Origin of the sequence: Leadbetterella sp. DM7 (genome assembly GCF_040829825.2) — a bacterium.
Lineage (GTDB): Bacteria > Bacteroidota > Bacteroidia > Cytophagales > Spirosomataceae > Leadbetterella.
The window spans coordinates 47817-74513 of sequence record NZ_JBFOLH020000008.1; the positions used below are offsets into that span (position 1 = coordinate 47817).

The 26697-nt window shown below is 49.8% G+C and carries 27 protein-coding genes and 1 tRNA gene; 11 read left to right on the top strand and 17 right to left on the bottom strand.

The window, feature by feature from the left end:
- Window positions 1–33 precede the first annotated feature (33 nt).
- Entirely contained in the window at window positions 34–1080 is a 1047-nt protein-coding gene (locus tag AB2U10_RS10860; RefSeq protein ID WP_367914681.1) for a YncE family protein, read from the top strand.
- A gap of 40 nt (window positions 1081–1120) precedes the next feature.
- Here the strand turns inward: AB2U10_RS10860 and AB2U10_RS10865 are convergent, their stop codons facing one another.
- From AB2U10_RS10865 to AB2U10_RS10875, 3 genes are read right to left on the bottom strand one after another with little or no spacing between them, the layout of a single operon-like run.
- On the bottom strand, window positions 1121–2746 hold the full coding sequence (locus AB2U10_RS10865; RefSeq protein ID WP_367914680.1) for a PepSY-associated TM helix domain-containing protein: 1626 nt from the start codon (window positions 2744–2746) through the stop codon (window positions 1121–1123).
- A complete protein-coding gene (locus AB2U10_RS10870) occupies window positions 2736–2996 on the bottom strand; it encodes a hypothetical protein (protein WP_367914679.1) in 261 nt (86 codons plus the stop codon). Before AB2U10_RS10870 ends, AB2U10_RS10865 begins: the two co-directional genes overlap by 11 nt.
- 25 nt (window positions 2997–3021) lie before the next feature.
- Entirely contained in the window at window positions 3022–3366 is a 345-nt protein-coding gene (locus AB2U10_RS10875) for a hypothetical protein (protein WP_367914678.1), read from the bottom strand.
- A 260-nt stretch (window positions 3367–3626) separates the two neighbouring features.
- Between AB2U10_RS10875 and AB2U10_RS10880 the strand changes: the two genes are divergently transcribed.
- Both AB2U10_RS10880 and AB2U10_RS10885 read left to right on the top strand, forming a co-directional pair.
- Entirely contained in the window at window positions 3627–6014 is a 2388-nt protein-coding gene (locus tag AB2U10_RS10880; protein WP_367914677.1) for a TonB-dependent receptor, read from the top strand.
- A 42-nt stretch (window positions 6015–6056) separates the two neighbouring features.
- On the top strand, window positions 6057–7265 hold the full coding sequence (locus AB2U10_RS10885) for a DUF4374 domain-containing protein (protein WP_367914676.1): 1209 nt from the start codon (window positions 6057–6059) through the stop codon (window positions 7263–7265).
- 170 nt (window positions 7266–7435) lie between these two features.
- Here AB2U10_RS10885 and AB2U10_RS10890 read toward each other — a convergent pair whose 3' ends face one another.
- Both AB2U10_RS10890 and AB2U10_RS10895 read right to left on the bottom strand, forming a co-directional pair.
- Window positions 7436–7597 (bottom strand): hypothetical protein, encoded by a 162-nt coding sequence (locus AB2U10_RS10890; RefSeq protein WP_367914675.1) that lies wholly within the window; start codon window positions 7595–7597, stop codon window positions 7436–7438.
- Window positions 7598–7599: 2 nt separating this feature from the next.
- Window positions 7600–8046, bottom strand: a complete 447-nt coding sequence (locus AB2U10_RS10895; RefSeq protein ID WP_367914674.1) for a DUF6934 family protein — start codon at window positions 8044–8046, stop codon at window positions 7600–7602.
- Window positions 8047–8135: 89 nt separating this feature from the next.
- Between AB2U10_RS10895 and AB2U10_RS10900 the strand changes: the two genes are divergently transcribed.
- Window positions 8136–9239, top strand: a complete 1104-nt coding sequence (locus AB2U10_RS10900; RefSeq protein WP_367914673.1) for a Gfo/Idh/MocA family protein — start codon at window positions 8136–8138, stop codon at window positions 9237–9239.
- Between the two features lie 163 nt (window positions 9240–9402).
- Here AB2U10_RS10900 and AB2U10_RS10905 read toward each other — a convergent pair whose 3' ends face one another.
- Window positions 9403–11718 carry a TonB-dependent siderophore receptor gene (locus AB2U10_RS10905; protein WP_367914672.1) on the bottom strand — a complete coding sequence of 772 codons (2316 nt, stop codon included), beginning with the start codon at window positions 11716–11718 and terminating at the stop codon, window positions 9403–9405.
- A 296-nt stretch (window positions 11719–12014) separates the two neighbouring features.
- Here AB2U10_RS10905 and AB2U10_RS10910 point away from each other — a divergent pair, with 296 nt between their 5' ends.
- Genes AB2U10_RS10910 through AB2U10_RS10920 form a run of 3 tightly spaced genes read left to right on the top strand, consistent with a single transcriptional unit; the run spans window position 12015 to window position 14222 of the window.
- Window positions 12015–12317 (top strand): hypothetical protein, encoded by a 303-nt coding sequence (locus tag AB2U10_RS10910; protein ID WP_367914671.1) that lies wholly within the window; start codon window positions 12015–12017, stop codon window positions 12315–12317.
- Window positions 12307–12600, top strand: a complete 294-nt coding sequence (locus tag AB2U10_RS10915) for a hypothetical protein (protein WP_367914670.1) — start codon at window positions 12307–12309, stop codon at window positions 12598–12600. Before AB2U10_RS10910 ends, AB2U10_RS10915 begins: the two co-directional genes overlap by 11 nt.
- Window positions 12597–14222, top strand: a complete 1626-nt coding sequence (locus tag AB2U10_RS10920; protein WP_367914669.1) for a PepSY-associated TM helix domain-containing protein — start codon at window positions 12597–12599, stop codon at window positions 14220–14222. The genes AB2U10_RS10915 and AB2U10_RS10920 overlap by 4 nt, the downstream gene beginning before the upstream one ends.
- Window positions 14223–14258: 36 nt before the next feature.
- Here AB2U10_RS10920 and AB2U10_RS10925 read toward each other — a convergent pair whose 3' ends face one another.
- Window positions 14259–15710: a UDP-N-acetylmuramoyl-L-alanyl-D-glutamate--2,6-diaminopimelate ligase gene (locus AB2U10_RS10925; RefSeq protein ID WP_367914668.1), complete on the bottom strand. Its 1452-nt coding sequence runs from the start codon at window positions 15708–15710 to the stop codon at window positions 14259–14261.
- A 221-nt stretch (window positions 15711–15931) separates the two neighbouring features.
- Between AB2U10_RS10925 and AB2U10_RS10930 the strand changes: the two genes are divergently transcribed.
- Complete coding sequence (locus AB2U10_RS10930) at window positions 15932–16558, top strand: ORF6N domain-containing protein (RefSeq protein ID WP_367914667.1); 627 nt, start codon at window positions 15932–15934, stop codon at window positions 16556–16558.
- On the opposite strand, the gene fmt is transcribed toward AB2U10_RS10930, so the two are convergent.
- Both fmt and AB2U10_RS10940 read right to left on the bottom strand, forming a co-directional pair.
- Complete coding sequence (gene fmt, locus AB2U10_RS10935; protein ID WP_367914666.1) at window positions 16492–17424, bottom strand: methionyl-tRNA formyltransferase; 933 nt, start codon at window positions 17422–17424, stop codon at window positions 16492–16494. The two genes, AB2U10_RS10930 and fmt, sit on opposite strands and share 67 nt — an antisense overlap.
- A 1-nt stretch (window position 17425) precedes the next feature.
- The gene (locus tag AB2U10_RS10940; protein WP_367914665.1) at window positions 17426–17893 is read right to left on the bottom strand and encodes a DUF4293 domain-containing protein; all 468 of its coding nucleotides are present in this window, start codon (window positions 17891–17893) and stop codon (window positions 17426–17428) included.
- Window positions 17894–18016: 123 nt separating this feature from the next.
- On the opposite strand from AB2U10_RS10940, the gene gldG reads away from it, so the two are divergent.
- Complete coding sequence (gldG, locus tag AB2U10_RS10945) at window positions 18017–19666, top strand: gliding motility-associated ABC transporter substrate-binding protein GldG (protein WP_367914716.1); 1650 nt, start codon at window positions 18017–18019, stop codon at window positions 19664–19666.
- Between the two features lie 42 nt (window positions 19667–19708).
- Here the strand turns inward: gldG and AB2U10_RS10950 are convergent, their stop codons facing one another.
- Window positions 19709–20068: a T9SS type A sorting domain-containing protein gene (locus AB2U10_RS10950; protein WP_367914664.1), complete on the bottom strand. Its 360-nt coding sequence runs from the start codon at window positions 20066–20068 to the stop codon at window positions 19709–19711.
- A 273-nt stretch (window positions 20069–20341) separates the two neighbouring features.
- Between AB2U10_RS10950 and AB2U10_RS10955 the strand changes: the two genes are divergently transcribed.
- The gene (locus tag AB2U10_RS10955; protein ID WP_367914663.1) at window positions 20342–20563 is read left to right on the top strand and encodes a hypothetical protein; all 222 of its coding nucleotides are present in this window, start codon (window positions 20342–20344) and stop codon (window positions 20561–20563) included.
- A gap of 55 nt (window positions 20564–20618) precedes the next feature.
- Here the strand turns inward: AB2U10_RS10955 and nusG are convergent, their stop codons facing one another.
- The 6 genes from nusG to AB2U10_RS10985 all read right to left on the bottom strand — a co-directional run bounded on the left by nusG (window position 20619) and on the right by AB2U10_RS10985 (window position 25525).
- A complete protein-coding gene (gene nusG, locus AB2U10_RS10960; protein WP_367914662.1) occupies window positions 20619–21173 on the bottom strand; it encodes a transcription termination/antitermination protein NusG in 555 nt (184 codons plus the stop codon).
- Between the two features lie 10 nt (window positions 21174–21183).
- Window positions 21184–21375 (bottom strand): preprotein translocase subunit SecE, encoded by a 192-nt coding sequence (gene secE, locus AB2U10_RS10965; protein WP_367914661.1) that lies wholly within the window; start codon window positions 21373–21375, stop codon window positions 21184–21186.
- A gap of 39 nt (window positions 21376–21414) precedes the next feature.
- Window positions 21415–21485, bottom strand: a tRNA-Trp gene (locus tag AB2U10_RS10970).
- A gap of 25 nt (window positions 21486–21510) precedes the next feature.
- Window positions 21511–22743 (bottom strand): TCR/Tet family MFS transporter, encoded by a 1233-nt coding sequence (locus AB2U10_RS10975; RefSeq protein WP_367914660.1) that lies wholly within the window; start codon window positions 22741–22743, stop codon window positions 21511–21513.
- A 154-nt stretch (window positions 22744–22897) separates the two neighbouring features.
- The gene (gene glpK / locus AB2U10_RS10980; protein ID WP_367914659.1) at window positions 22898–24385 is read right to left on the bottom strand and encodes a glycerol kinase GlpK; all 1488 of its coding nucleotides are present in this window, start codon (window positions 24383–24385) and stop codon (window positions 22898–22900) included.
- 297 nt (window positions 24386–24682) lie between these two features.
- Complete coding sequence (locus tag AB2U10_RS10985; RefSeq protein ID WP_367914658.1) at window positions 24683–25525, bottom strand: 3-keto-disaccharide hydrolase; 843 nt, start codon at window positions 25523–25525, stop codon at window positions 24683–24685.
- 128 nt (window positions 25526–25653) lie between these two features.
- Here AB2U10_RS10985 and AB2U10_RS10990 point away from each other — a divergent pair, with 128 nt between their 5' ends.
- Window positions 25654–26055: a Dabb family protein gene (locus AB2U10_RS10990; protein WP_367914657.1), complete on the top strand. Its 402-nt coding sequence runs from the start codon at window positions 25654–25656 to the stop codon at window positions 26053–26055.
- 56 nt (window positions 26056–26111) lie between these two features.
- Here AB2U10_RS10990 and rnhB read toward each other — a convergent pair whose 3' ends face one another.
- Entirely contained in the window at window positions 26112–26696 is a 585-nt protein-coding gene (gene rnhB, locus AB2U10_RS10995) for a ribonuclease HII (protein ID WP_367914656.1), read from the bottom strand.
- Between the last annotated feature and the right edge of the window lies 1 nt (window position 26697).

Below are 26697 nucleotides of genomic sequence, written 5' to 3' on the forward strand. Positions count from 1 at the left end.
CGGAATATGTATTATTAACCATCAAATATCAACATGAAAAAAAGTATAGCAGTGCTCGGCTTTTCAATGGTATGCTTAGGCGCGTTTGCCCAGCAAAAAGAGGAGGTGGCTCCTAAAATGTTCAAAGTAGATGCCGTTCAGAAGATCAATGCCAGCATTTACCAGCTGGTGCACAACCCGGTCACCAAAAGTGTGTATGTGGCGGGGCCCAAAGGAGGGTTCAGGGCGGAAACAGACCAGTTCGTCTATGTCCTGGATGAGGCTACACTGGCCGTAAAAGACTCTATCAATATCGGGAAATACACCCCGTTTGGTATGGCCATCAATACCAGGACACAAACCTTGTACGTGGGGCATTCTATCCAGCAGAACATCAGTGCTGTGGATCTGAAAACCCGGAAAAGTACCCTTATCCCCAGCGGGCGTGAGAAATCCAAGATCCGGGAGATCGTGGTAGATGAGGACAGGAACCTGGTGTACGTTTCCGATCACGGTGATCCTTCTATCTGGGTGGTAGACGGGAAAACCAATAAATACCTGAAAACCATAGCCATACCGGGGGCGTTTCCGCTGGGACTGAACGTAGACAGCAGGAAGGGAAGGATATATGTCACAGACTCAGGCACCATGCAGGGGAATGTGCTGGTCTATGATTCCAAAACCAATGAGCTGGTAGGGAAATGGAAGACCTGGTCGTACTGCCCGCTGAATATTGCCCTGGATCTGAAAAAGAACCGCTTGTTTGTTTCCCAGTCGAACGACAATAACATCACCGTGCTGGATGCCGGCAGCGGGGAGATCATTGACAAGGTTTACCTGGGATATGACGCTTCACCCATAGGCCTGGTGTACGATGAAAAAAGCGGCCTGCTGTTTACTGCCAACCGCGAGAAAAAAGAAGTAGCCGTTATTGATACCGAAACGTATAAGGTGAAAGAGCGGGTACCTACCGAAGGACTGGCCAATACCATTGTCCTGGATAAAAATACGGGTACCGTATATGTGACCAACAAGTCGGCCAGAAAGGCAGACGACGCCATTAAGAAAGGAGATACCGTTCAGAAAATAGTGCGGATATAATTTAACGGGGGAGTCTCCCGGAACTGGCCGGGAGACTTCATCATCCTATAATTTTGAACGGCCGGGCATCCCGTTTCACCCGCCATAAGGCAAATCCGCATACGGCTGAGAGCGCCAGGAACAGGGCATCAATAAAGAAAATATCCCATTCGTGCCGTATATACGTATCCCACATCCAGAGGCCGCCGCAGAACCCGTTGGCCAGGGGTACGCCCAGGCACAAAGCCGCTGAAAGCCCCAGGGTTATCTTATTCATCAGGGGTAAATTTCTCCAGGCCATTAAAAAGATTCCCAGGATCAGCCAGCTGTAGAAATAGACATCATAAATGACCGACTGGTTCACTTCATCCAGGGCTTTGATCATAATAAAGGTAAAGGCGGTGACCGGGAGCATGCTCAGGCAGGCCGCCAGGAAGAAATTACTGGCCCAGAAGTTGAATACCCGTTTATGGCGGGGTGTGGCGGTCTTATCGCGGGCTACCAGCCAGATCACAATTCCTGAAATAATAACCAGGCACCCGGTCAGGCCCAGCAGAAAAAACACGATCCGCAGGGGTTTACCGCCGAAATCACCGAAATGAAGGTGGTAAAGCACACTCTTTACCCGGTCAATGTAACGGGTATTTGAAACGGGTGATTTCTGCTGCAGAACCTTACCCGAAGCCACATCAACAAGCGCATAGCCCGAGCCCGCAAAGCTTTCTGCCGGGTCAGGTTTGGATGTTACAAGCACCTGCATGCTGCTGTCCAGGTAGTTAATGATATTAATGCGGGTTACCGGGTTTTCCCCCCATTGATTTTGCCAGTGGCTGACAAACGCGTTCAGGTTAAACGAGCCGGCAAGCGGGCGGTAGCTGTATTCGGCTTTCATGGGGATGTTGTATTCGAGCTCCTCGTATACTTTTTCCTGGTCGCCGTTATAGAGCAGCCGGGTGAAGGGCGAGATCAGCACGAAATTAACGATCAGTACAATGCCCGTTACTGCAAAAACAAACTGGAAGGGGAAGCCGATCACCCCCAAAGCGGTATGCATGTCTGTCCATACGGTCTTCCACTTGCTCCACGGCCGGAATATAAAGAAATTGGATACGATCTTGTCCCAATGCAGCAGCAGGCCCGTGATCAGGGCAAAGAGGAAAAGGAAAGACACGATACCTGCCAGCAGGTACCCGAAAGGAGTGCCGATACGGATGGGAACCTGGTTCAGCTGCGCCAGGAAATGCAGCCGGTACAGAAACTCGCCCATATCGTAGCCTTCGGTATACGTAACCGGCTTCTTGTCGGTAAAATGGTACAGGAAATACGCCGAATCGCTGTCGCCCCCTCGTCTCCCGCGCCCGCGAGCCGGAGCCTCTTTCCGCGGCTTGCTGATGGTGGTATCTTTGGAAGAAGACATATTGAGGTAGGTACCGTGCCCCTGCCGGAGGAGGTAAAATCCGAAGTCCCGCCCGCGGAGGTTGTAATTCCGGGCCAGGGAGTCCATCAGGAAATTGTAGTCGGCATCTATTTTCCCCGATACGGCAGACCGTCCCTTCTGCCAGGCGGTAATATCATCCCGGAAAAAAGAAAATGAACCGGCAAAAAAGATCACATACAGCAGCGCGGCAATGATGATCCCGCTGATGGTATGCGTATGAAAGTAGATATTGTATTTCCTAAGATCCATAGAGAGGGGTAATTTTCAAAAAATGAGGCAGGAGGAAAAGAAAGGTTAAGGCCAGGTACAACATCCAGAGCCTCCAGATGTGACGGGTGGTAAAGGCCCACAGCAGCAAGAATGCCCACAGGATATACCCGGAAAAAAACGCGGTGGCCATAACCTCGGGCCGGGGAAGCACGTAACCCAGGAAAACATGAAAGCTTACCATAACCAGGTAGCCGCCGGCGCTTCCGGCAAGAATTTTATTCAGCCTCATCCAGGGAGACCGGGTTAAATATTTTTTATTGGCCGGCATAGTTAAACAGGAGTTCAAGCAGTAAGCAGATAATAAAAATGAGCAGTACACCTCTTCTGCCGAGATAATTAAACGGGCGGAGAAGTACGGTGAGCCCGCCTGCCGCCATCAGGATAACCACCGAGGCAAAAATTCCGCTACCCGTTCCCAGGACGAGGACAGCCAGGAAAAACGCTACCGCAAACAACAGTGTAGCCAGCCATTTGCCCGGACCCGGCCGGGCCGGTAAGGTAGCCATAAAGCCGGTTTTAGCAGGCTGCGTGATCCGTTGGGAGGTATTCATCCACAACATGAATCCCGACATAAAAAGAAAACAAATAAATGTAAACATCCGGTATAAAAGGTTTAATGAGCCCCGCCGGAGGGTTTCGATGGTGCAAAATTAGAAGATGTTTTTAAATTTTAATTAGATTAAATAAAAATAACAATAAAATTGTACTATACCAATAATAATCTAAACTAATTCTGCCTTTTTCCAGGCACAAGAGAAAAAAATACTATTTTTAATTAGTCTAAATAAAAATATAGATACTTTTGCCCTCGTAAATAATGAACTCGTCTAAAGGAGTTTGCTTAAATAACTAGTTTGCTATGAATACCAGAACTCTACTTCTTGTTTTTATATTCCTTATAACCATCTGTGTAGGAAAGCTGCAGGCCCAGGTACAGAATAATTGTACTATTTCAGGAACAGTCAAAAGTGCTGACGGAGAATTGCTTCCTGGAGCGTCGTTATACCTGGCCGGTATTTCCAAAGGGGTGTTCTCAACAGAGGCCGGCAGGTATACACTGGCCAGCCTTGCGCCCGGTGCGTATACCCTCCGGGTAACTTTCCTGGGCTTTCAGCCGGTAGAACGGAAAATCGTATTAAAAGCGGGTGAGCATCAGCGGCTAGACCTCGTTCTGGAGCCGGATGCGCACCAGCTGGAAGACGTGTCGGTCATAGGCCGCTCGGAAGTCAGGGAAGTGAACCGGCAGTCGTTTAATGTTACGGCCATTGATGCCGGCAAGCTGCACAACTCCACCCTCGACCTGTCGCACGCCCTTGACCGGGTCTCCGGCGTTCGGGTGCGGGAGAACGGCGGACTGGGTTCCCGGATCAATTTTTCACTGAATGGCTTTACGGGCCGCCAGGTAAAATTTTTTATTGACGGCATTCCGATGGACAACTTCGGCTCGTCGTTCCAGCTCAACAATATCCCCATCAACCTGGCCGAAAGGGTGGAAGTCTACAAGGGGGTTGTACCTATCTGGCTGGGCTCGGATGCCCTGGGCGGGGCCGTCAACATTGTTACGGCCAATAACCAGCGGTCTTACCTGGATGCCTCCTACTCTTTCGGTTCGTTCAACACCCACCGTACCGCCATTAACACCGGGATAACCACGAAGTCGGGCTTTACATTCCAGCTCAACGCATTCCAGAATTATTCGGATAACAACTATTGGGTAAACGTTGACGTAGCTGATATTAACACGGGAGAATACTTCAGGGACCAGCGGGTAAGACGGTTCCACGACAATTACCATAACGAGACCCTCATTGCCAACATCGGGGTAGTGGGGAAAAAATATGCCGACCGCCTGCTGGTAGGGGTGACCCTGGGCCAGAACCGGGCCGAAATCCAGACCGGTGCCAGGATGGTCAGCGTTTTCGGGCAGTGGTACCGGAAAGGAAGCATCGTCATGCCCTCGCTGAAATATATGAAGCGCGACCTTCTTGTCAAAGGACTTGACGTGACCGTCAATGCCAACTATAACCTCGGGAAAGAGCAGAATGTGGATACCGTTTACCGCCGGTACAACTGGTTTCAGCAATACAAGCAGTACCAGGGCCTGGGGAGCGAAAGAGAGCGGTCGCTGTACCGTTTCGGAAACAATAACGGGCTGGTCACCGCCAATGTAAACTACCGGGTCAATGACAAAAATACCCTTACCGTCAATAATGTTTTTAATACCTTTAACCGGAAAGGCTCGGATGAGCTTTTCCCCCAGGACGAAAAATACGATCTCCCTAAAATAAACACCAAAAATGTGCTGGGCATTGGCTATAAATACGATCCCAATGAAAAATGGAGCACTTCAGCCTTTGTCAAGTACTTCCACCAGTGGAACAAATACTCCCAGAGTTATAATCCCAGCGGAAACTGGGGCGATGTAGCCTACATGGTGCAGGAAAATACCTTCAATGAAGTAGGATACGGCCTCGCTTCTTCCTATTACCTGCTCTCCAACCTTCAGATGAAGGCCTCTTTCGAAAAAAGCTACCGCCTGCCCGAAACCGATGAGCTCTTCGGTGACCTCATCAACCTGGAAGGAAATATTGAGCTGGATCCCGAAACGAGCTACAACTATAACCTGGGGTTTGACCACAAAGGAAAAATCGGCAGCCGGCACCGGTACAGTCTTGACGGGAATGTGATCTACCGGGATGCCCGTGGATTTATACGCGCGCGGCTGAACAATAACCAGACCAAGCAGGTAATGGATAACCTGGCCGACGTGACCAACTTCGGCCTGGACGGGGAGTTCAGGTATTCGTACAGCCACCTGTTTACCGCCGGTACCAACCTCACGTACCAGAATCTCCGGAATAACACGAAATACGAAGAAGGCTACACCATTGTGAGCCCGCTCTACCGCGACAGGATCCCCAATATGCCTTTCCTCTTCGGGAATACTGACGCCTCATTTTTCTTTAAAAATATAGCCGGTAAAAAAGGTACCATGCTGTCGGTAGGGTATAACCTGCTGTATGTTCATGCGTATTACCTCTACTGGCCCAGCCTCGGAAACGATAAGCTGGATATTCCCCGGCAGCTTTCTCACGATGCCAATGTGGTCTATACCATGAAAGACGGGAAGTATAACCTCTCGCTCGAATGCAAGAACCTTCTTGACAGCCGGCTGTATGACAATTTCAGCCTGCAGAAACCCGGCCGGGCCTTTTACCTGAAAGCCAGGTATTTCATCAGTAAATAAATGAATCAATATATTATGTTAAAGTCACCTAAATTAATAGTAATGGCAACACTGCTGGCAGGTGTTGTAATGAGCTGCTCTGAAAGTACAACCAAGCCGGATCCCGAGCCGGAGCCGGAACCTCAGGCAAAATCACGCTATGTTATCGCCTCTGCACCTGTGGGCTCACAGGGCGTGGCAGACTACCTGCTGACCACCGATGACCTGACCCAGGGTACCATCAGCACCATCGGGCAGGGAATTGAGCAGGACGGAAGCTACCGGTATTACCTGTCGCACAAAGGAAAATTCTTCAGCCTGCTTTACGGCCAGGGAAACCCCGGAGCCGTTACCACCTATCATTTGGATGACCGCGGAAAGCTGGAGAAGATCTCCGACTTCCAGAGCGAGACCGTACAGGTCTTTACCGTGGTCAATGACGATATCCTGACCATTAAGGTGCCCCGCAGCGGGAATGAAAGTGCCACCTTCTTCCGGATCAATACGGAAAACTCCCAGATTGTGGGTGAAAAGCAGGCCAATATTGTTCAGTTGGCCGGAAACGGGGAAAGAGCACACTTTACCTGGGCCAAACAGGTGGGAAACAAAGTATTTGCCCCTTATATGAGCATCAAGGGCTGCTGCAGTGATGTATTCGGAACGGCTTACGCCGACAGCTCCTGGATTGCGGTATTCTCTTACCCCGATCTTACGCTCGAAAAAGTGATCAAAGACAACCGGACCGGCTACATCGGCGCCTATTTTAACGACGGGCTGGCGGTAGATGAGAAAGGAGACGTTTACGCTTTTTCTCCGGCCGCAGGAACCAACAGCGGTGTATTGACCTCCAAGAAGCCGTCGGCCTTCCTGCGGGTGAAGAAAGATGCTACCGAATTTGACAAGAGCTACTTCTTTAATGTAGAGGAAAAATCAGGCGGGCACCATATTTCCAACCAGACCTATATAAAAGACGGTAAGTTTTTACTGTACATGTACGGTGACAAAAACGCTACCACCGGCGCAAGGAAGCTGGCCATTGCCGATGTGTACAACCAAACCTTTACCTGGGTTACGGGTACACCTGCCGAAATTTCGTCTTCGTCTGCCTCATACAACAATAACACCGTAAGCGATGACGGTAAAACGGTTTACATCGGCTTAAATACAGCAGAAGGCAGCTGGGTATACTCTATTGATGTGGCCAGCGCAAAAGCCGCCAAAGGCCTGAAGGTGGAGGGCGGCCGGATCACCGCTATTGTAAAGGTAAAATAATTATTTATTCCCCTGAAAAAGCTCAACCCGTTCGTCATGAACGGGTTGAGCTTTTTTGTATAAGGAAACCCGGCAAAAGCTGCCGGCAAGGTCGTAGTCGTATCAGAGAGGTAGTTTTGCAGAGTCTCCGCTTGTTGGGGCTCCAATTATTTTAAGGAAAGGAGAACCTTTTATGAATTAGTCTGACGCTGCCTTTTTTGAGCAATTAATGTATCCAACTGCGCGATGTCCACCTTCTTCAAGAATTCTCTGGCTTCATTTCTCCAGACAGTTCTGGCCTCTTCCAGGGTTTTAAAAACACGAGGGGCTTCCCGTTTTTTTTTTGTATTCATCTTCACAATTGTTTTAGTGAAATCGTAAACCTTTCATAGTTTCTCCCTTTTGTAAAGTTTTCGGATTTATCTCCTATAAAACCCCAAAAATTAAATTTAAGTTCTAATTCACAAAGGTATTTGGATATGGCCATTTGGTAAAGCCGTGTTCTGGATGGGGTACTTCCGGATAAAAGAACTTTTGCCCCTGGTATGAATTTAAAGAACTGATCTAAAGCCCTGAAAACGGTAGCTAATACTTTAGGCATATCCGAATTATTACTGACGGTTAAATCACTCAGGGTATTATCTGGTAAAACGTCTACAAGGGCTATATTGAAAACCTGATTTTCATAATCAACTAATGAAATCTCGACCAGCTTTTTGATTGTTTTGCCCGGGCTGATGCTCTCAAATTCAAAAACAAAGATTTGATCAATAAAATTGAATGGATAACTTTCTTGGTTCATATTAAAGTCGTAATGGTAGTCCAAAAGTAAGAAAAAATTATATATTTGAACATCGACAAACAGATTATTACACCTGAGCACTTAAACCCATGAAAATCAAGACCCTTTTCCTGTTCTTTTTCCTCCCTTTGCTGGCTTATGCTCAGGATAACAGGCCTTTACGGCTCGGGGTGATCGGCCTGACGCATACCCATGTGCACACGGTTTTCGCCAGTGAGAAGCGGGGCGATTTTGAGATTGTGGGCATTGTGGAGCAGGACAAGGAGGTGATCGCCAAATATGCCGGATGGTACGGCTTTTCTCCCGATAAGGTCTATAATTCCATGGAAGAGCTGATCGCTGCGCAGAGACCGGAAGCCGTAGCGGCATTCAATACGATTTCCGGACACCGGGAAGTGGTGGAAAAGGCGGCGCCACACGGCATTCACGTGATGGTGGAGAAGCCTCTGGCCATAAACCTGAAAGAGGCCCGGAGAATGGAGGCCCTGGCTAAAAAATACGGTATTCATTTGTTGACGAACTATGAGACGACCTGGTACCCCACTAACGCCCGGGCGGCTGAAATGGTAAAGGAGGGAACCATTGGCGGGATCCGGAAAGTGGTGGTCAGAGACGGCCACAGGGGGCCTAAGAAGATCGGGATAGACCGGGAGTTTCTCGACTGGCTCATTGATCCCCGGTACAATGGCGGTGGAGCCAGCACCGACTTCGGGTGCTACGGCGCGAACCTGATGACCTGGCTCATGAATGGTCAGAAACCCCGGCGTGTGCTGGCCGCTTTTCAGCAGCTTCAGCCGGAGAATAACCCGGAAGCCGACGATGACGCCACCATCATTCTGACGTACGATAATGCCAATGCCGTCATTCAGCCTTCCTGGAACTGGCCTATAGGCCGGAAAGATATGGAGATCTACGGGCTTACGGGGGCTATCTATGCCGATAATAAATACGATCTGCGCTTACGGATGGCCGAAGGCTATGACGGTTTCAGCGAAACCCGGCAGAAGCTGCCTGAAAGGGAAAAACCGTATGACGACCCGTTTTCATTGTTCAAAGCGGTGATCCGGAACGAGGTAAGCCTCCCGCCCTATGACCTCAGTTCGCTGGGAAACAATATGCTGGTAGTGGAGATCCTGGATGCGGCCCGGAAAAGCGCTGAAACCGGGAAGGCCGTGATCTTATCAAAGAGGTAGTTTTCCAGGGCCTCTGCCAGCTGGGTTCCTGCCTTTGTGTTCAAATAATTTCAGAGGAAATGATGATCAGGAGTAAGAAAATTGCATAAGTTGGGAATAAATGAATAAGGGAGCCGCATTGCGGCTCCCTATCCTGTTTCCCTGGTGATTAGCAATTGTATTTCTAAAACTTATATCCCACGGTCACTATGCCCTGCCGGGGTCTTTGGGGGATCATGTTGGTCCAGCCCATCCAGTACTTTTCATTGGTGAGGTTATTTACCTTGATACCCAGCTTCCATTTCGGGGTGTCATAGGTCAGGTGCGCGCCTATCAGGGTATAGGCCGGCACAACCAGGTCGCCGTCTGGTGCCAGGCTTACAGCCAGGGCCTCGCTGGCATAATTGGCGCTGATACCTGCTCCCAGGCCCTTGAGAACGGTAGAGGTAAAGGTATAGTTGGTCCAGAAATTCACCGTATGCTCCGGTCCGGACCCCTGGGGTCTCCGGCCTTCCACATCGGGTGTAGACCGGACAAACTTGCTGTCGTTATACCCGTATCCACCCATAAGGGTCCAGCCCTGAACCGGGTTAGCCAGGATCTCCAGCTCAATGCCTTTGCTGGCCTGCTCGCCGTCCTGGATATTGTACAGCGGGTTATTCACGTCTGAGCGTACAATATTTTTTACCAGGATATCATAGTAGCTGATGCTGCCGGTCACCTTGTCATTCCACAAATTGTATTTCAGGCCGGCCTCCCACTGGTTGGCTTCTTCCGGGATAAACGCTTTTCCTGTAGCATCTTTCCCGTTTTTATTGGTGAAACCGTTCTGGTAGTTGGCAAAAAAGGCCAGCTTGTCTTTTAGCGGAGAAACAATAGCACCGAATTTCGGGGCCAGCTTGGTCTGGTTATAGCCCGCAACATCCGGCGAGGGGTTGCTGTACGAGAAATGATCCAGCCGCAGCCCGGCATTCAGGATAATGTATTCGTTGATATTGAAGATATCGTTAACGTAAGCGCTGTAAACGTTATTGGTATACCGGTAATCCAGTGTTCCTGAGGGGTTGGTCTGGTACGCTTTCTCCACATTGGCCAGGTTAAAGGCTTCATAGGTGGGTACTTCTCCGTGTGAAGGAACGATGTCAAACAGGTCAGGGTAAGGAATGCCGGCCAGCGAACCGTAAAAACGGTTGTAGGTAATGTTCGATACAAAATTGGAATAATCCAGCCCGGCTACGGCCCGGTTTCTCATGCGATTTTCGAACGTATAATCGGATATAAAGTTTTGCTGGATCTCAAAATTTGAGGCATTGCCCGTGGGGCTCCACACCATTCGTGCCAGGTAATCGTGTCCCGGAGTACCAAAGCTCGGGTTACCGGTAACTATGGTTTGTGCAAAGCTGATCAAGTAATTGGGGAGCAGGTATTGGTACCCCATGTATCCGTTGTTCGTTGTATTGCTGAAGGTGATCGCTGTTTCAGACGTCCAGTGATCGTTGATCCGGTAAGACGCGTTCCCGAAGACGGAGGCCGTATTGGATCTGAATTTAATGTCATCGCTCAGGTAAGACCGGTCGTAGCTTACTTTAAATTCGTCAATCCTGTCGGTGCCGTAGGCCTCTTTGAAGGTTTTGGGAGCCTGGACCATCAGGAAGTCCACGTTTTGCTGCGGAACCCCCAATGCGGTCAGGAAACCGGCGATGTTCGTATTAATGAATGTAGGGGTAAGGAAAAAGATATGGCTTCCCCCGTTCGAATTACCGTTTGAACCCAGGAACTCGCCTTCCAGGTCCAGCTGGAGCCTTTCATTCGGCCGGTAAGTAAAAGAGGGTGCCACCAGGTAGGCCTTCTGTGTTCCGATGTCCTGCCAGGAGTCCTGGTTCTGCCAGGCGGCATTCAGGCGGGCTGCCACGGTATTGCTCAGCTTTTTGTTGATATCCAGCGATCCCCGGTAGAAGCCCTGCGTGCCTGCTGCGATACTCACCAAAGACTTGTCCACAAAAAGCGGCTTTTTGGTGATCCGGTTGATGACCCCGCCGTATGAAGTGATCACACTTCCGAAAAGGGTGGCAGAAGGACCTTTGATCACCTCAATACGCTCAATGTTCGCCATGTCCAGGTTGGTGGAGGCTACGTTGGCCACCCCGTTACGGGCTTTGGTGGAGGTCTGGAAACCCCGGCTGGTAAAGAAAGAGCCGCCGTCGGTACGCCCCGTAGCATCCCATAGCTTGGTCACGCCCGGAATGTTATGCATGGCGTCTTCAATGGTGGTGGCGATCTGCTTTTCCAGCACCACTCTTGATACGCTGTTGTACACCTGCGGGGTTTCCAGGTAACCTACCGGCATCTTGTTGGCATGGGTGCTGGTTTTGTTCAGGATGCTTTTCGCCTGGATCTTTACCTCTTCCAGTGTGTAAGTTTTAACGGTATCCACCTGCTGGGCGTGGCCCGGGTGTGCAAAGAAGGGAAGAATAAGGAAATAAAATATAATTTTCTTCATAACGGTTTGTTACTATTTAGACCGTAAAATTATTAATTATAATTAGTCTAAATAAAAATAATTATTCATTTCCTATATGTATTTACGGAATAATTCAAATCTGTGTTTGAAAAATGATGTTTTGTTCGCTCCGTGTATACTGCTTTCTTATCCGGCCGTGTGAACTGTGGGGTAGGGGTATAATGCGGGTTATCCCGGCACAGGTCTGAATTTCTTCTGAAATGCAATATAGGAATAAATTATTTTGAATTAATCTAATTAAAATTAATATTTGCAACAAAATGAAGGCGATTTTTATGACGGGATTACTCCTATCCATGCTGGGTGGACTGGCGTATTACAGCAGGTCGAAGTATTTTCCTTCGGCATACGCGAAACTGAAAGGGCGTATACCGGCGGGGGCCGGAGGTATCCTGCTGCTCCTGGCCACCGGGCTTTGCATGCGGCAATACGGTATCGGGATGGGTATTTTTATGGCCTCGGTGATTATTCCTGCCGCCTTTTGCCTTTTGATTTTTGTATTGAATCTCCCCCGGAAGTATACTTGGGTAAGCCTGGGTGTTTTATTAATTTTTTTATGGATAGACTATGCCGGCTAACAGCAAATACCTGACCACCAAAGGGCAGCGGGCGGTAAAAATTGTAACCGCCCTGTTAGGCGGGTACCTCCTGTCTGCTTCATTCCATTTGTTCCTGGCCGTATTCCCTGCCACCCGCGATGTGGTCATTATTCTTTCCAGTTTTTCCTTTTTCCTGGTTTGGGGCGGGCTGATGATAGTCGTATTCCTGGCCAGAAATGCATGGAATGCCCTGGGTTTATTCCTTGCACTGACAGTGATTTTCGGCAGCGCATTCTGGATTTTAAAGAACATGTGGCCATGAAGTTAAAAGGATTTGCCAACCGGCCGTACAATATATTCTTTCATTTGCACACCGTAAGCGGGATCGTGCTGGCGGTGGCATTATTTGTCATCTTTTTTGCCGGGGCGTTTACCCTGTTTAAATCGGAGTTTTACCTTTGGGAAAATCCCGGGGCAAGGAAAGCCGATATCCGGGAGTTTACATTGGCCCGGGCTATACATGCCCTGAAAAGCGCCGAAACAGCGTTTGATATCAACGATGAGACATTTATTTCCATGCCTACGGATGAAAGTCCCGTAGTTCAGATCTTCGCCCATATCCAACCTGAAAAAGAAGGTGCCCCCGAGATCCACTATACCGGCAAAATGGACCCTGTCAGCTTTGAGATAATGGAAAAGCCGCGAAGTACAGTGGGAGAAACCCTGTACAAGCTCCATTTTTTTGACCAGATTCCGTATGCCGGCCGGTGGATTGCCGGTTTCGTATCGCTGTTCTTCCTGTTTGCGGTTCTTACCGGCGTACTGGTACACTGGAAAAACATGCTGACCAAATTCTGGGCCTATGGGTTTACCAGAACCTGGAAGCAGATCTGGACCAACAGCCACACGGTATTCGGCCTGCTGGGCTTACCTTACCAGCTGATGTATGCCGTAACCGGGGCTTTTTACCTGCTCCTGATACTTGTGCTGATGCCCACGGTGCTACTGCTGTACGGAGGGGCCCCTGAAAATGTTTTCCGGCTGGCTTACCCCATGTACAATATCGAATACAGCGATCAGGCCGCAGCCGCTGATTATACCCCTCATATAGAGCAGGTTTTTCGTGAATGGGAGGCCCGCTACGGACAGGATTACAGGCTGATGGGTATACAGGCCAATCACCTGTTGAAGGAAGACGCGGGCATAACCTTCCGCATGGTCAGTAAAAATCCGGAAGTGTTCTTCTCGAATGCCTATGCCGGTTACCGGCTAAAAGATGGCCGGGAGGTTTTTCATTCGCTTCCTGAAAACAATAAATTTACCTACCGTGTGATCGAGTCGATCACGAACCTGCACTTTGCGTCTTTCGGCGGGTTATTTGTGAAGGCGCTGTATTTTGTCATGGCTCTTTTCTCCTGTTTTGTTTTTGTGAGCGGTATTCTTATCTGGAAAGAGGCCCGCAACAATAGCCGGTACAGTGCTTCCCGGAAAAAATTTCACCACAGGGTCACACAGGTATTTCTGGCTGTTTGCTTTACCTTATTCCCGGCTACGGCTATCTTATTTTCAGCAGAGCTGCTGGTGCCCGGCATAGAGGATCATGCTTTTTGGGTCAATACGGTATTCTTTGTTTCCTGGCTACTGATGGCGTTAACGGTTGTGCTGCTGCTGAAATCAGAAAATTCCGTTACCCGTTTCGGCTTGGCATCAGGAGGCTTTTTCTCGCTTCTTGTTCCGTTGGTGAACGGGTTGACTACCGGCGACTGGCTCTGGAAAACCCCGCTTACCCAGGTGTGGGCCACAGATGTTTTCTGGCTGCTGAGCGGTGTGCTCAGTCTTTCCGTCTTTGCATTTGTTTCTACCCAAAACCAAAAGGGTCCCGGCGCTCAGGGTGTCCGCGCCGATGAACCCGGCAGGCAGAGTAAAATGACGCCTGTCCCCTGAGATGCTGCGCTCCGGTTCTTTAAGAAATGCAGCTGGTTAAGCACCAAATGCGACGCGCAGCTCCTCCCGGTCGTCAAAATGGCTTTTTACGCCTTTCACGTCCTGGTACGTCTCGTGGCCTTTTCCGGCAATCAGTACAATGTCTTCCGGCCCTGCCAGTGAAACGGCATGCCGGATAGCCTCGCGGCGGTCGGTGATCTGTTCTACCTTCCGGCGTTTTGTGATGGGTACACCGGCCTGCATATCGGCCAGGATATCTTCCGGCTCTTCGTTACGGGGGTTGTCAGAAGTGAGAATAACGGTATCTGAGAGGTCGCACGCTATAGCGGCCATCTGGGGGCGTTTGCCTTTGTCGCGGTTTCCGCCGCAGCCCACTACCGTAATAATGCGCTCGTGGCCCTGGCGCAGGGCGCTAATGGTTTCCAGTACGTTTTTCAGGGCGTCAGGCGTATGGGCATAATCTACGATCCCTACAATGTGTTCCGGCGAGATCACCTGCTCAAACCGGCCGGGAGGCGGGGTTAGCTGGGAGAGCTCGGTCAGGATATTCTCCGGGTTTTCGTCGAGTAGCACGGCTGCACCGTATACGGCCAGCAGGTTATAGGCGTTGAATTTCCCGATCAGCTTGAACCATACCTCCTGTCCGTTGATGTCCATCTGAAGGCCGAAAAGTCCGCAGTCGAGCACCTTCCCTTTAAAATCAGCGATGTTTTTAAGCGAGTAGGAATGTTTTTCTGCTTTCGTATTCTGAAGCATGACTTTCCCGTTACGGTCATCTACGTTGGTCAGGGCAAATGCGGAGGCGGGCAGGGCATCAAAGAAGCCTTTCTTGGCTTTGATGTACTCGTCAAACGTATGATGGAAATCGAGGTGATCCTGGGTGATGTTGGTGAAGATCCCGCCCGAAAAATGAAGGCCGGCTATCCTTTCCTGCACCACGGCATGAGAGCTTACCTCCATAAATACAAAAGCGCAGCCCTTGGTGTGCATCAGGTGCAGCAGCTCGTTGATCCTGACCGAATCAGGGGTGGTATGGGTAGAAGGAATGACCTCTTCTTCCACCTGGTTTTGTACCGTGGAAAGCAGCCCGCATTTGTAGCCCAGTCGCCTGAACAGGCTGAAAAGCAGGGTGGCTACCGAGGTCTTGCCGTTGGTTCCGGTGACCCCCACCAGGCTTAATCTCCGTGAAGGGTTGCCGTAGAAATTCCCGGCAGCTATGCCCATGGCCTTAGCCGAATTCTCTACCTGCACGTAGGTGATATCGGCTGCGGGCTCATCGGGTAAAACCTCGCAAAGAATGGCCGATGCTCCTGATTCAATGGCTTTGCCGATAAACCGGTGCCCGTCAGATTGCGTTCCGGGAATAGCCACAAAAAGGGTTCCCGGTTCTATTTTCCGGGAATCAAATTCGATTTTGGAGATTTCCGCATCTGTTTTTCCCGAAACAGACTTCAGAGAGACATTGTAAAGGATATCGCTGAGGAGCATCGTTGTTTTTTTGTGTAAAGATAAAGGGAGAGGGGGGTAAGTGAAAAGTGAAAAGTGAAAAACTAAAAGTGAAAAAAAGGAAAAGATCAAATGCAGGGTATCGGTGAAAGCAATGCCAACTTAATGAGAGTGAATTTCTTGCATTTTTTACTCCTACTTTGAAAGAGAATGTAAAGTTTTCGTAGTTTTACTTTGCATAACTTTAAAATCAGGCACAACAAATGAGTCAGGAACTATCCATAACACAGGCATACATCGAAGACCGCATTTTTACGATCAGGGGTATGCAGGTCATGCTAGACCGGGATCTGGCAGAAATGTACCAGGTGGAAGTAAGAGTTTTAAATCAGGCGGTAAAAAGAAACATAGAACGTTTCCCTGAAAATTTTCGCTTCCAATTAACAGAGGAAGAAATCAGCGAACTTGTAACCAAATGTGACCGGTTTAAAAGCCGGGAAGCACCAATTGTAACCTCAGGTTCAAGATCACAATTTGTGATCTTGAACGATAAACGTGGACAAAACATTAAATATTTACCTTATGCCTTTAATGAACAAGGTGTAGCCATGTTGTCGGCCGTTTTACGTAGCCATGTAGCCATAAAAGTAAGTATTCAAATCATGGATGCTTTCGTAACAATGCGAAAAATGATATCCTCTCACAGTGGCTTATTGCAGCGGATGGACAGTTTTGAACGCAGGCAATTGGAAACCGACCAAAAGGTTGAACGAGTTTTTAAAGCCTTAGAGGGTAACACTGTTCCTATAAGGTTCAAAAAAGCTCACGAATCAAACCTGTATCCCCGCAGAAACTCCTCCGTCATCATTCGTTTCTTGCCTTCCAGTTGAAGAGACAGGATGCTGAGGAAGCCGTTACCGGTTTGGGCCACCAGGTTTTTTTTGTGATCGGTGTAAAGCGGGTATCCCCCATTTTGTACCCGTTCCAGGTTTCCGGGTAGAGCATCCAGCGGCCGGGTTTCAAAAATCTTTAGCTGCTTATCGGCCAGTAAGGTCCAGGCAGCCGGGTAAGGGCTGAGCCCGCGTACAAAATTATGGAGAGCGGCCGCATCTTTCGACCAGTCAATCTCCGTGGTTTCCTTAAAGATTTTAGGGGCGGCTTTTAATTCGCCGCTGAAATCCTGGGGCTGCTCAGGGTAGCTGCCGGCTTCAATGGCCTTCACGGTTTTGACCACGAGGTCGGCACCGGTCCACATCATTTTGTCGTGGAGGTCACCTGCCGTATCGTTTTCCCCGATTTCCAGGGTATCGGTAAAGATGATTTTCCCGGTGTCGATTTCCTTCTCGATAAAAAAAGTGGTTACACCGGTCATTTTTTCACCGTTGATCACCGCCCAGTTAATGGGGGCGGCACCCCGGTATTGGGGAAGCAGCGAGCCGTGCAGGTTGATGGTGCCTTTGGGGGGCATGGCCCATACGGCCTCGGGCAGCATGCGGAAGGCCACTACTACCTGGAGATCGGCCTTAAAGGCTGCCAGCTCTTCCAGGAAGGCCTTATTCTTTAGCTTTTCAGGCTGGAGCACGGGGATATTCCGGGATTCCGCATATTTCCTCACCGGCGATGCGCTCATTTTAAGCCCCCTGCCCACAGGCTTATCGGGTGCCGTGACTACGGCCACCACCTCAAAATTATGCTCTACCAGCCTTTGCAGGGTAGCCACGGCAAAGTCAGGGGTACCCATGAATACGATCCTCATACTATCTCATGCGGTCAGCCGAACGAACCAGCTTTTCGTCTTTTTTGATAAAGTAATTGGCGATATAATTGCTGATCAATGCCACAATCAGGGCAAAAATGCCTACCTCGTACGTTTCTTCACCGCCGGTGCCTGCCTGCTTGGCATCTTTTACAATGTGGTAAACGGTTACCGCCAGGGTGGCGCCCATCATCAGGGCATTAAAGGCCACAAACAGGATCTGCCGCAGGCGGTTCCGGTACTGGAAAAGGGCAATAACGGCTACCAGGATAGAAATGCAGGCCATAACCGCCACGTAAAATATAGGTTTTTCGGTACCCAGGGTGCCGGTTTTATGCATAACATGGTACGGGTTCACAATGATCGAATCGGAAGCAGAAAGCGTCCGGACATACGAGTTGGTGCCCAGGAATACCGCCAGTGCCATGGCAGTGATCAATAAAAATACGGATTGGATTCTCTGAATCATTACAAATGGAATGTTTGTGCAAAAATAACACTTTAAGTTTGAAACGTGCCTTTCCTGCCGGAAGTTCCGGAAAAGGAATAAGCGTATTTTATCGTATTTTTGTAAATCATTTAGCAATTGACCATGGGTAAAAGGGCCATCATCATCGGGGGGATCCTCCTGCTTAACCTCCTGAGTTATTATGTATATTTCCGGTGGGACCTCACCGAAGACAAGCGGTATTCGGTGGCAGAAGCTACCAAAAGCCTGTTGGAGGGACTGGGAACGCCGGTTGAGGTAACCGTTTACCTGGAAGGGAATAACCTTCCCGGCGGATTTGAACGGTTAAGGAGAGCCGTAAAGGAAACACTCGGCGAGTTCAGGTATTATGCCGGGAAGAACATTTCCGTGCGGTATGTCGACCCCGAAAAGGGAAGCAATGAAGAGAAAAAAACGCGTTTTGCTGATTTTGAGAAAAAAGGCATCCTGCCTACCAGTGTGTTTGATCAGAAAGGCGGGCGCAAATCGGAGATCGCGGTTTTCCCGTACGCGGTGGTGAAGGCCGGCGGAAAAGAAGATGTGGTGCTCCTCCTGAAATCCAACCAGATCACTTCTGTAAGCCCGGAAGAAAAGCTGAACCGTTCGTATGAAAACGTGGAATATGAGCTGGCGTCGTCTATTCAGAAGCTCACCGCTACCGACAAAAAGAATATCGGGCTGCTACCGGAGTTTACCTCGCACAGCCCGCTGGAATTCGGGGGCATGATCGAATCGATAAAAGACCGGTACAACCTGTTTATCATTGATGCCCGGGCCTCGCGAAACTTCGACGGGCTGGATGCCCTCATTGTTCCGGCACCGGATAAGCCCTTAGACGACAGCACCCGGTTTAAGATAGACCAGTTTGTCATGAAGGGAGGGAGTGTGCTGTTTTTTGTAGACGGGCTGAAGGTAGATTCGGTAGGGCTGGAAGGAACCTACGCACAGCCGCTGGATGTGAACCTTGACGACCTGCTGTTTAACTACGGTCTGCGGGTTAATAAGAATATAGTGAAAGACGGGCTCAATGCGGCCGTTATCCCGGTGGTGGTGGGGTATACGGGAGATGAACCCAACATTCAGCCGGTGGTTTACCGGTACTATCCCCTGATCAATAACTTCGGCAACAGCCTGATCACCAAAAATATCGGGATGGTGCTGACCAAATATGCCTCCACGATAGATACCGTAAACGCCGGCGACGGGTTGAAGAAGACGCCCTTGCTGCTGACCTCTCCGCATACGCGGGTGCTGAATGCCCCGGCGTTTATCACGTATAACGAAGCGCGGAAAGATACGGAGGAGGGAGAGTATAACGAGGGAATTAAAGCCGTGGGCTACCTGGCAGAAGGGAAGTTCAGGTCGCTGTACCGGAACCGCATCGCGGCAGCAGGCGATTCGCTCATCCGGGAATCGGCCCCCGCCAAAATACTGGTGGTAGCTGATGGCAATGTGATTCTGAACGAGGTCAATACTGCCAAAGGAACGTTTTACCCGCTGGGGTTTGACAAGTATTTTAAGCACATGTACGGCAATGAAGACTTTCTTCTGAATGCGTTAAACTACCTGACTGACGGTGAGGGGATCCTGCTGTCACGGACCAAAACGGTGGGCATGCGGCCCCTGGATGTACTAAAGATAAGGGATAAGCGTACGATGATCCAGCTATTGAATATTGTATTGCCCCTGGCGGTACTGCTGGTATTCGGGGCTGGTCGTTACCTGTGGATCCGGAAGAAATATGCGGCTTTATAAAACAAGGGGCCGGCCAAAGGCCGGCCCATGTCTGAATTCTAACTAAATAACAATTTTTAACTCTTCTTTTTGCTCTTTCTCAAGCCTGATTTCTTTGGTGAAAGTAGAGGTCTTGTCGGATAACCGGATGGTATAATCTCCCGACTCAAGCTCTGACAGGTTAAGATTGAGCCCCATATTGTGCTTGTTTTTTCCTACCTGCTCCGATTGGATTACACGGCCTTTGGCATCACAGATTTCCAGGAGCAGGGCATTGGACGATTCTTTGTTGACGAATACCTTTAACATGTGGGTATTCTGTACATTGTACATGCCAACTTTGAATGAAGTAGGGTTTACGTTGGCGAAGGCCAAAGTGCTGCTAACCGCCAGTACGGCGAATGTTTTAAATAGCTTTTTCATAATTTTAAGTAAATTTTATTGCTTTTTCGTTTTCAAAATTAATTCCTCACTCCATACGAGAAAAGCATTTCTGTTTGAATGGTCGGAATTCATTTTTGAATGGATAAAAACAGTGTTTGTAATAGCTTTTGTTAAAAGATGCAGAACGTATGCTCAACGTTGCATCCTGTTATAAGAACTTTTAAAAAAGTAAAAAGTTACATACGGGCGGGGATTTTTTTTTGGGGAAAGCGGGGAAAGTGAAGGGGAGAGTGAAAAGTGAAAAGCGGTTCGTTGCGGTGGTTAGAAGTGGTAGTGGTTTGGGGGGGTATGCGTACCGGGCTCCGGGTGGGCGAGTATGGGGTGATGGGTATGTTTACTCACCCGATCGGGGTAAAGCTTACCCGTGAAGCATATATCTCCTGCAGGGAGAACCGTTTGGTAGCTTCGGGTGTCCACGCAGCGTTTGTGTTTTTAACCGCAAAGGATTTATCTCCCGGAGGGAGAGTCTTTTGATAGAAAAAAAGCTGCCTGATTGCTCCGGCAGCTCTTCTGATTGTATTATAAAAGATTATTGTAGTTTCTCTACCTGCAGGTATCCCAGCTCTACCGGGGTGCTTCTTCCGAAGATCTTTACACTTACGCTGAGTTTTTTCTTCTCATCGTAGATTTCTTCCACGGTTCCTTCAAAGCCGTTGAACGGTCCGTCGATTACCTTAACGGTTTCGCCGGCCACAAACGACATTCCCGAATCTACCGATTCTTCCTGCGATGTTTCCTGCACACCCAGGATACGGTTCACTTCCGATTGTCTCAACGGTTCGGGCTCAATAGAGGCGCCGCCGTTTTTACCCAGGAACCCGATCACACCGGGGATACTTTTGATAAGGTGAAGCACCTCACCGTTATTGAGGTCGGCATTTACGAGAATATAGCCGGGGAAGAAGTTTTTCTCTCTTACCCGTTTTTTCCCGTTCCGTACTTCGATTATTTTTTCTGTGGGGATAAGTACTTCCGGAATGAAGTCGGTAAGCTTTCTTCTTACGGCCTCATTCTCGATATAGTTTTTTATCTTTTTTTCCTGCTGCGAAACAGCTCTGACCACATACCAGTTGAAATCACTCATAGATGATAAATCAGATAGATTCTAGCAAAAACTCCAGCGCATTGGTGATCAGGAAGTCAATACCTCCAACCACCAGGGCGAAGATAATAGACGCCACAAGCACTAACGTAGCGCTTGACTGAAGCGAACTCCACGTAGGCCATGTAACCTCGTTTGCGATTTCATGCCAGGAGTCTTTGAAGAACTGAACAACCTTATTCATATAATAACCTTGTTTAAGGCAATGAATGCCTTCGTTTTGCACAGGTACTAGGACTCGAACCCAGACCGACGGTTTTGGAGACCGCAGTTCTACCTTTAAACTATACCTGTAGATCGGGGTGCAAATGTAGTAATATTAATTGTTCTGTGCAACTTTCGGAATGTTTTTCTTATAGATTATCCGGTAAGCCAGGATAATGCTGATAGTACTGCAGAGGCATCCGGCCAGGAAAGGCATGCCCGGAAAATAGAGAGGGGCGTTTTCGCGGGTGAATGTACGGAACAGCCCCAGCATCAGTGGCTGGCCGATAATGGCGGCAATGCTCATGAGGCTGGTCAGTCCGCCCTGGAGCTCGCCCTGCTCATTGGGCGGAACGTGGCTGGAGATGATGCCCTGGAAGGCCGGGCTGGCCAGTCCGCTGAGCGCATTGAAGACCATCACCGCATAGAGCATCCAGCTTTGGGTGGCCAGTCCGAAGCCCAGCAGGCCCAGGCTATTCATGGTCAGTCCGAGGAACAACGATTTTTCAGGCCCGATCCGGGGAATGGTATACCGGATCAGGCCTCCCTGTACCGCTGCTGCCAGCAGGCCGAGGAAAGCCAGGGAAAGACCGATCTCGGCTTCACTCCAGCCGAATTTTTCAATGGTGTAGAAAGACCAGGTACCCTGTGTGGCAAACCCGGATATATACACCAGGAACAGCGCCGTGGTAAGGGAGAACACAAACGGGTTTTTCCGCAGGTTGATCACACTGCCCACGGGGTTGGCCCGCCGGATATTAAATTCTCTTCTTTTTTCAGGGGCAAGTGATTCGGGCAGGATGAAATAGCCGTAAAGCCAGTTGGCCAGCGAAAGGCCGGCTGCCACATAAAACGGTACGCGGGTACCCATTTCGCCCAATACGCCGCCCAGCGCAGGGCCAATGATGAAGCCCAGCCCGAACATGGCGCCCACCAGCCCGAAGCTCTGGGCCCGTTTCTCATACGGGGTAATATCGGCAATGTAAGCGTTGGCCGTTGAAAAGCTGGCCCCGGTTATGCCGGCAATTATCCGCCCGATGAACAGCCACCCGATGGTAGGCGACAACGCCAGGAAAATATAGTTTATCCCGAAGCCGAACAGGGAGAGAAGCAGCACCGGCCGCCTTCCGTATTTATCGCTCAGCCCGCCGATGATGGGGGAGAAGATAAATTGCATGAGTGAGTATGCAAAAACCAGGTAAGCCGACCACGTAGACGACTCACTTACTGTTCCGCCGGTCAGCTCCTGGTAGAGTGCCGGCATAATCGGGATAATCAGGCCGATCCCGATGACATCGATAAGTACGGTGATTAGGATGAACAGCAGTCCTTTGGAAGAATTTTTCAAGGGCGGTATTTTTAGCCCGGTAAAGATAAGCGTTTCTTGACCAGTAATATTCTTTGCGGGCAGTTTTTAGTTCCGGGTATGACGAGCCCTGTCCACTACTCTCTACTCAGAACTCTCCACCCGGAACTCGGAACTCTCCACCCGGAACCCGGAACTAATCCTCCCAGTTCCTTGACCGTTCAATGGCCTTCTGCCATCCCCGGATATATTTCTGACGGGTTTCCTGCGGAATGTCGGGTTGCCATTCCCGGTCTTTGCCCCAGTTTTCTTTGAGTTCACCGGTTGTTTCCCAGAAGCCGGTAGCCAGTCCGGCGGCGTAGGCAGCTCCCAGGGCGGTGGTTTCTATCATCACCGGCCGGATCACCGGCACCTGCAGCATATCGGCCTGGAACTGCATCAGAAGCTCATTTACCACCATGCCGCCGTCTACTTTCAGCGAGGTGAGGGTGATGCCGGCATCTTTTTCCATGGCCTGAAGCACATCGAGGGTCTGGTAGGCGGTGGCTTCAAGCACGGCTCGTGCAATATGGCCTTTGCTGATAAAGCGGGTCAGCCCGGCAATAACCCCGCGGGCCGAAGATTCCCAGTAGGGGGCATATAACCCTGAAAAAGCGGGTACAAAATAGGCACCGCCGTTATCTTTTACGGTATGGGCCAGGCTTTCAATGTCTTTGCTGTCCCGGATCATGCCCAGGTTATCGCGCAGCCACTGCACCAGCGAGCCGGTTACGGCTACCGAGCCCTCCAGGGCATAGCAGGCCGGCTGCTCTCCGAACCGGTAGGCTACGGTAGTGAGGAGCCCGTGTTTCGAGGGTACGATCTTCCCGCCGGTATTCAGCAGCATAAAGCACCCCGTGCCGTAGGTGTTTTTTGCCTCGCCGGGGGCAAAGCAGGTTTGTCCTACGAGGGCGGCCTGCTGGTCACCCAGGATACCCGCCAGCGGTACGCCTGCCAGCGGCTCGGCCGTTATGGTGGTATAATGCTCAGAACTTGACCGTATGGCCGGCAGGATGCTTTCAGGGATATTCAGCTTTTCGAGGATGTCGCGGTCCCAGCTCAGGGTTTCGAGGTTCATCAGCTGGGTACGGGAGGCATTGGTGACATCTGTGATATGCAGGGCGCCACCGGTCAGGTGCCAGACGGTGAACGTATCCATATTGCCGAAAAGGGCCAGTCCCTGCGTGGCATCTTCTCTCAGGCCCGGTACGTTATCCAGAAGCCAGGCAATCTTCAGGCTGCTGAAATAGGTAGAAACAGGCAGGCCGGTTTTTCCCCTGAAATATTCCGAACCTATGCTTTTTTCCAGCTCTTCTGCCTGTGCCGCTACCCGGGTATCCTGCCATACGAGAGCGTTGTAATAGGGTTTCCCGGTTCTTTTATTCCAGATAACCGTAGTTTCACGCTGGTTGGTAATGCCGCAGGCTGCAATGCTGCCCAGGCTTATGTTTTTGCTGATCCGGGCCTGCGCTATTACTTCCAGCGTGTTTTTGGCAATCTCTACAGGGTCATGTTCCACCCAGCCCGGTTGGGGAAAAATCTGGCGATGCTCTTTCTGAGCCATCGATACGATCTCTCCTTTCTTATTGAAAAATATACACCGGGTACTGGTTGTTCCCTGGTCAATGGCCGCTATAACTTTCATTTTATTTAAGGTCTTCCGGGTAAATATACACATTTTTTTTATCGGGGAAGAGACGGGCGAAGGAAAGAGTCCGAAAAATTGTGTAACTTGTGAAATTCGCAAAGTATTAAAACATTGAACCGTAAAAGATGCCCCCTGCTACAGAAAAATACCTAACTTTTGAACATATACGGGGTGATTTTTTTGGTGGAATCACCGCAGGTATAGTAGCCCTTATTCAAAACCTTTAACGAGCCACTCAGATGGCTGAATGAGAACATCGGCCTTCCGGCAGAACCGTAAGAAATACAGGCCTCGTTAATATTTACAGAGGGTATTGTCTTCTTTGATAAAATATGACCGGTAATTTTTGGCTTTCGGATCCATGCAGCCCTTCAGGTTGAGTAATTCCACTTTCCGGAATTCTACCGGGTGGCTCTCACTTTGCAGGGAGATGGTACCTTCTTTAAGCAGCAGGCCGTCTTTCTTTACGGCCGGATCAAAAGGCGAAACGTTTCCGCCGCCGATCTGCGGCTGCGTATATTCCAGTACTTTTTCCCCGTTAACATAATGCCGGATCAGCGAGTCGCCGAATACTTCCACTTCGGCCGTCACCCACTGGTCGCCGTAATAGGTTTTGGAGGTGGAGTTAATGCAATGGCGGGTGTCGAGCTTCCCGTCAAAAACCACGTTTGTTCCCGGTGTGCAGAGGTTACAGGTGGTTCGTTCGCCGTCTGTGCCGCCCAGCAGCTGCACTTCAATAGAGATGGGAAAATCCTGGTCTTTCAGCATGGTATTGGCGGGCTGTCCGTGCACCATAATACCGCTGTTACGAAGAGCCCAGCCTTCGCCTCCGTTTGCCTGGTCGCCCACAAAACGGTACTCAACCCGGATCACATAGTAGGAATACGGGGTTTTATAGAAGATGTGACCGTACTTCTGGTCAAATTGGTCATAGCCGTCGTAGTTCACCACCAGCTTTTTGTCTTTGACCGAAAACGTATTGGCAAAATTGTCGTTCAGCGCATAGCCCCTGATCTTAATATCCCAGTCTTTCAGGTCCTTGTGATTGAAAAGCTGCTTCCATTCTTTTTGGGGAGCGGTGATCTGGGCAGAGACCTGGAAACAAAGGAATAGGAGAAGAAAAGAATTACGGATCATCCTGTATTGACATTAAATAGGTTTAAAGATAAGATGCCTGTACGGGAACAGACGCCTAAAAATAAGGATAATTGGCCGGGATTGTATAAAATTTCCTATATTTCCACCCTAAAAACCATTTTCAGGATATGAAAAGAAGAAACTTTGTAGGAGGACTGGCCCTGGCAGGAGGTGGCCTGGGTGCCCTTCAGGCCTGCGGGAAAGAAAGTGAAGTGCCCGAGCTCAAAGGAATAGTACATTACGTACTTTTCTGGCTGAGAGACGACCTCACGGAAGAGGAAGATGAGAATTTTGTCTATTTCTTTGAGGAGCTGAAGCGTATTCCGGGGGTAAAATCATTGAGCTACGGCAAGCCGGCCGCCACCAATCCCCGGCCTGTGGTAGATAACTCTTTCTCCTATAATCTTATTGTTACCTTTGATTCACTGAAAGATGTGGGTGTATATGAAAATCACCCTATCCACCTGGAAGCCATTAAGAACTTTTCGCATTCCTGGACGAAGGTGGTGGTGCACGATAGTACGTTTTGAATAAGTTAAAAGTGAAAAGTGAAAAGTTATGGTAGTCTTTTCACTTTTAACTCAAATCATACTCTTACCCGAAAGGTCATCCTGTGATACGGCGTATACCCGTGCTCCAGTATTGCCTTGCGGTGGAAAATGGTGGGGTAGCCGGCGTTTTCTTCCCAGCGGTAATGCGGGTATTCCAGGGCCAGGTTTCCCATGAGCTCGTCGCGGTGGGTCTTGGCCAGCACCGATGCCGCTGCGATAGACATATAGCGGGAGTCGCCTTTGACCACGCAGGTATGGGGAATCATGGGGTAAGGCGTGAAGCGGTTGCCGTCTATCAGCAGGTGTTCAGGCCGGCAGCGGGGTAAAACGGCGTCAATGGCCCGGTGCATGGCCAGGAAGCTGGCCTGCAGGATATTGATCCGGTCTATTTCCTCGTTATTGGCCAGGGCCACGGCCCAGGCTACGGCTACCTCTTCAATTTCTTTCCGGAGCAGGTTTCGTTCGTCACGGGTGAGCTGCTTGGAGTCGTTGAGTAATTCGTTTTCGTAATCGGGCGGCAGAATAACGGCGGAGGCTACTACAGGCCCGGCCAGGCATCCCCGGCCTGCTTCATCGAGCCCGGCCTCCACACAGGTGTTATTGTAGCAGCGGAGCAGCATA